The sequence below is a fragment of the Methanoculleus sp. UBA413 genome (assembly GCF_002502935.1).
Lineage (GTDB): Archaea > Halobacteriota > Methanomicrobia > Methanomicrobiales > Methanoculleaceae > Methanoculleus > Methanoculleus bourgensis.
Genome location: NZ_DAQR01000031.1, coordinates 1,929 through 5,835 on the forward strand (window position 1 = coordinate 1,929; position 3,907 = coordinate 5,835).

Below are 3,907 nucleotides of genomic sequence, written 5' to 3' on the forward strand. Positions count from 1 at the left end.
GCCATCTCCCGGGCCAGATTCTCACAGTAGAGCACCCCGAATCTTCCCGTCATCCTGATACCCAGTCGAGGGGGTAGTTCCCCCACTTCCTCACCGCGGCGGCGATCGCCATGAGGACGCTCTCGGGCACCTGCCAGGGGATCTCGCCATGGTTGTCAGAGAGGACAAAACCCCCGCCCGGCCCGGCAGCGGCGATGGCCCGCTTCACCTCAGCCTCCGCCTGTGCAGGTGTCCAGCGGCGCATCTCGATAGCATTCAGGTTCCCAAGCACGGTAAGCCTCCCCGCACACTGCCGTTTTACGGTGGCAAGGTCATCGAAGGCGCTGACGCCGACACCGACACTGCCGGTCCCGGCCAGGTCGTCGATGATGGGGAGAGCCCTTGCCGAGGCGAGACTGGTTGCGACCCCGGCCTCTATCCGGGGAATGGTGCGCCGGGCTACGACAAACCCTGTCCTGCGGTAGAGATCCGGGGGAATCATGTCAGGCGAGGCAAGGGGGTCGGCGTAGCCGACGGCGGTGGCGCCGGCTTCAACCTGGGCATTTGCCCACTCAACACAGAACTCCTCGTTCTTCATCAGTGTCCAGAAGAGGTCGGGCTCCCCGTACAGGAGGTCGAGGTATGCATCAAAACCCAGCTGCATCACCGGGAGGGAGAAGGGGGATACCACCGAACCCATGATGGGCACGTCATCGCCGACCTGCTTCTTCAGCAACTCGATCGTCCTGAGCCCGAAGAGGAGACCGGGGCTCTCCTCGACGAGCGGCACCTCGAGGGATTCAATCTCTTCGGGGCTCCGGATCGGCGGCAGGCCGGCATTGGGCGGACCGTCCTCTGCGAAGATCACCTCTCCTCCCCATGCCTCGACTTCGACCGCCGCGTAGCAGAACGGGTTGAGGCAGTCGCCGCCGAACTTCTTCTGGAGGCGCATCTGGCCCTCGGCGACGTACTCCGGTCTTGAGAAGTAGTCCCTGATGGAGAGCCCCAGTTCCTTTGCCCCGTAGATGGTGAAGAGCAGGAAGAGCGGGACACGGTCGGGCTCCTCAAACTCCATGGTCACGGCCGTCCTCTCGGCCGGGGTCATCTCGCCGGTCATGAGACCACCGCTCCCGCCATCCCCCGCACGATAGTGAGGGTATCTGATGCCGAGCGGCCGACGGCATCGGCTCCGGTCTCTTTCCAGAGGTCTGCATCGAACCTGAACGGGGCTCCCCCAACGATCACCTGGGCCTCCGGCATCGCTTCCTTGATACGGGTGACCGCCTCCTTTGCCCTGAGTGCTGCGGGGAGCATAAGCGTGGATATGAGCAGGATCTCAACCCGGTCCTGGAGCACGCGCTCCACGAGGCTGTCGACCGTCACCCCTGAGCCGTAATCGGTCACCTCGTAGCCGCCTGCCCGGAGCACGGCAAGAAGGATCCGTTTCCCCAGAGTGTGGTGGTCTTCAAGAACCGCTATCGCTATCTTCGGTTGCGTTATCCGCTCAGGGGAGCCCGGCGGGAGCATCGTAGCGACAATCTCCTCAGAGATCCGCCCACTCATGTAAACCTGCGAGAGGGCTACCTGTCCCTGTTCCCACATCTCCCCGATCTCCTCAAGAACCGGGACGATCAGGGTCTCAATGCAGGAGACAGGGGAACTTGCTGCGCAGGCCGCTTCGATGATCCTGCCTGCCCGCATCCGGTCGACAGCCAGCAACGCCTCTTCCAGATCAGAGAACTGGGGAGAAGATGCGTCCGGGCCCGGGTGATCCGGGATTTCCGGTCTCATAAGTACTGATACTCCTATTCCCCTGATAAAGAAGCCGATATGGATCAACCTACCGGGAGGAGATACCCGGTGATTTTGGGGCCCGGCTCGCGGGAGGGGGTTCATGGGTCGTGCCGCCTTCAGGGAAGGGTGAGCCCCGGGGAACAGCCCGGTGGGCAGCCCGCACCTTCTCCACCCGGGCACACGGGTACCTGTTCCAGCGGCTGCTCTGCATACTCATACCAGCCGGGAATGCAGTGCACCCGGGTTTACGTTCGCGCCAATGGGGCCTGCCCCTCCTCACTCCCCGGCGCTTTCGGGACCGGTATCGATCCCCTCACCCGGCGAGAGAACCCGGACCCGGATCGATGTCGTCCGCTCGATGGCCTGCTTGAACTTCCGGACGTCTTGCTCGATGGCAGGGAAGGTGTCGTAATGCATCGGGATCACGAGCTGCGCCCCCACGTACCGGGCTGCGACCATCGCCTCCTCCGGGCCCATCGTGTAGCGCCCGCCGATGGGGAGGAGCGCCACATCCGGCCGGTAGAGGTCCCGGATAAGCTGCATATCGGAGAAGAGCGCCGTATCGCCGGCGTGATAAACGGTGGTGCCGTCCATCGTGATAACGAACCCCGCGGCGGTGCCGCCGTAAAAGCCCATACCTTCCTCCTCAAGCCACGATGAATGGAGAGCGGGAGTCATCGTAAATCTGACCCCATCCACGGTGATACTGCCGCCGATGTTCATGGGCTCAGCAGGAATACCCTTCGATGCCAGGTACTTTGCGACCTCGTTGATGGCGACCGTCTTCTTCTTCAGCTGCACAGTCATGCCCAGGTGGTCTGCATGAGCGTGCGTCACCGCAACGATATCAGGCTCCACCAGGAGCGAGCCCTCGGGGATGAAGGGGTCGATGAGAACAGTCCGCGATCCCTCAAGACTAAAACATGCATGGCCAAGCCAGGTCAACCTCATGGAGAAGAGATTGATCTGCGCATTAAAAAATGTTCAGCAGAAAAAAGTGGGCCAGAAGTTCAGAACTCTCCCATATCGATCGCTTCGGCGACATCGATGGCTTCACTCAGGCCGTCGTTGATGACGCCACGCGTCATATGCTCGGAGAGATCACGGTCCTCCATCACATCCCTGATCCGTTCCAGGTATGGATCCAGGGTCGTGTCCTCCTGCTGTTCGATCACATGACGGTACTCACGAAGTGTGGAGGGGCTCACGTTCAGTTCCTCGCTGATCTCCTTCATGGTCTTCCCTGAATCAAGAAGTTCCGCCATCAGCTCGCGATCGAACGGCATCTTGAAGTCGAGTTCCCTGAAGAGTTTGAGGCGGACCCGTGCACGTGCCACAGTCTTGCTCAGTTTCTCATCGCCGAGCGCCCTCGCAATCTCGGTATCGTTTTTGCCGTCATAGTACGCAACCACGAGCTTTGCGAGCTGCCGCGGAGCGAGTTTGGTCTTGAAGTAGCCCTGATCGAGGATCTCACGCATTATCAGGGCGATCTCGCGCTCAACAGCATCGCGGTCCCGGAGCGTACCGTGAACCTTCCTCATCGGCTCAACGATCGTCTTCTTGTTCGTGATGGTCGTGAACAGCTCAAGGAGCTGCTGCTTGCGGGTATCTTCTGCCATGTCCCTATCTCTCTGTTTTTTATTCCACCATCTGGCTTAGGAGGCCACTCATGACAGCCTCCTATATATATAGATGATCCCCAACCGGGGCGTAACGCTCCCTACATTACAACTGCTAACATTTAAAACTTCCCATATAAACTGCCTAAACAGAAAGATCGTTTTGAAAGATGCAACAATATATTCTGAAATGTCATCGGCCGTGGAAAAAAGGCCTCCTCACACAGCCCATTTTACGAAGAATTACGATCTCGCGTGAGAGGAGAACCATTCTTTATTAGCCTCGGCGCTCAAGTGTACTGCAGGACTATGGCCGAGACGAGCGATATTTACGAAAAAGTCATGGATGTGGCCAGGAGACGTGGTTTTGTCTGGCCTTCATCCGAGATATACGGGTCTGTCGCCGGTTTTATCGATTACGGCCCGCTCGGAGCGATGATGAAGAGGAACATCGAGAACCTCTGGCGGTCGTTCTACGTCTTTCAGGAAGGCTACTACGAGATCGAATGCCCCAC

4 protein-coding genes are annotated in these 3,907 nt (G+C 59.4%); all 4 read right to left on the reverse strand.

Annotation, left to right across the window (positions count from 1 at the left end; genetic code table 11):
• Nucleotides 1–49 precede the first annotated feature (49 nt).
• The 4 genes from BP858_RS02440 to BP858_RS02455 all read right to left on the reverse strand — a co-directional run bounded on the left by BP858_RS02440 (nt 50) and on the right by BP858_RS02455 (nt 3,392).
• The gene (locus BP858_RS02440; RefSeq protein WP_286878750.1) at nt 50–1,096 is read right to left on the reverse strand and encodes a uroporphyrinogen decarboxylase family protein; all 1,047 of its coding nucleotides are present in this window, start codon (nt 1,094–1,096) and stop codon (nt 50–52) included.
• On the reverse strand, nt 1,093–1,770 hold the full coding sequence (locus tag BP858_RS02445; RefSeq protein WP_062263349.1) for a cobalamin B12-binding domain-containing protein: 678 nt from the start codon (nt 1,768–1,770) through the stop codon (nt 1,093–1,095). The genes BP858_RS02440 and BP858_RS02445 overlap by 4 nt, the downstream gene beginning before the upstream one ends.
• Before the next feature lie 279 nt (nt 1,771–2,049).
• Nucleotides 2,050–2,724, reverse strand: a complete 675-nt coding sequence (locus BP858_RS02450) for a metal-dependent hydrolase (protein ID WP_286878751.1) — start codon at nt 2,722–2,724, stop codon at nt 2,050–2,052.
• A 59-nt stretch (nt 2,725–2,783) separates the two neighbouring features.
• Nucleotides 2,784–3,392, reverse strand: a complete 609-nt coding sequence (locus tag BP858_RS02455; RefSeq protein ID WP_286878752.1) for a response regulator receiver protein — start codon at nt 3,390–3,392, stop codon at nt 2,784–2,786.
• Nucleotides 3,393–3,907 lie beyond the last annotated feature (515 nt).

Bases quoted from the DNA above. Each gene is read 5' to 3' on its own strand.
- BP858_RS02440 (WP_286878750.1), bottom strand. From the start codon at position 1,096: ATGACCGGCGAGATGACCCCGGCCGAGAGGACGGCCGTGACCATGGAG.
- BP858_RS02445 (WP_062263349.1), bottom strand. From the start codon at position 1,770: ATGAGACCGGAAATCCCGGATCACCCGGGCCCGGACGCATCTTCTCCC.
- BP858_RS02450 (WP_286878751.1), bottom strand. From the start codon at position 2,724: ATGAGGTTGACCTGGCTTGGCCATGCATGTTTTAGTCTTGAGGGATCG.
- BP858_RS02455 (WP_286878752.1), bottom strand. From the start codon at position 3,392: ATGGCAGAAGATACCCGCAAGCAGCAGCTCCTTGAGCTGTTCACGACC.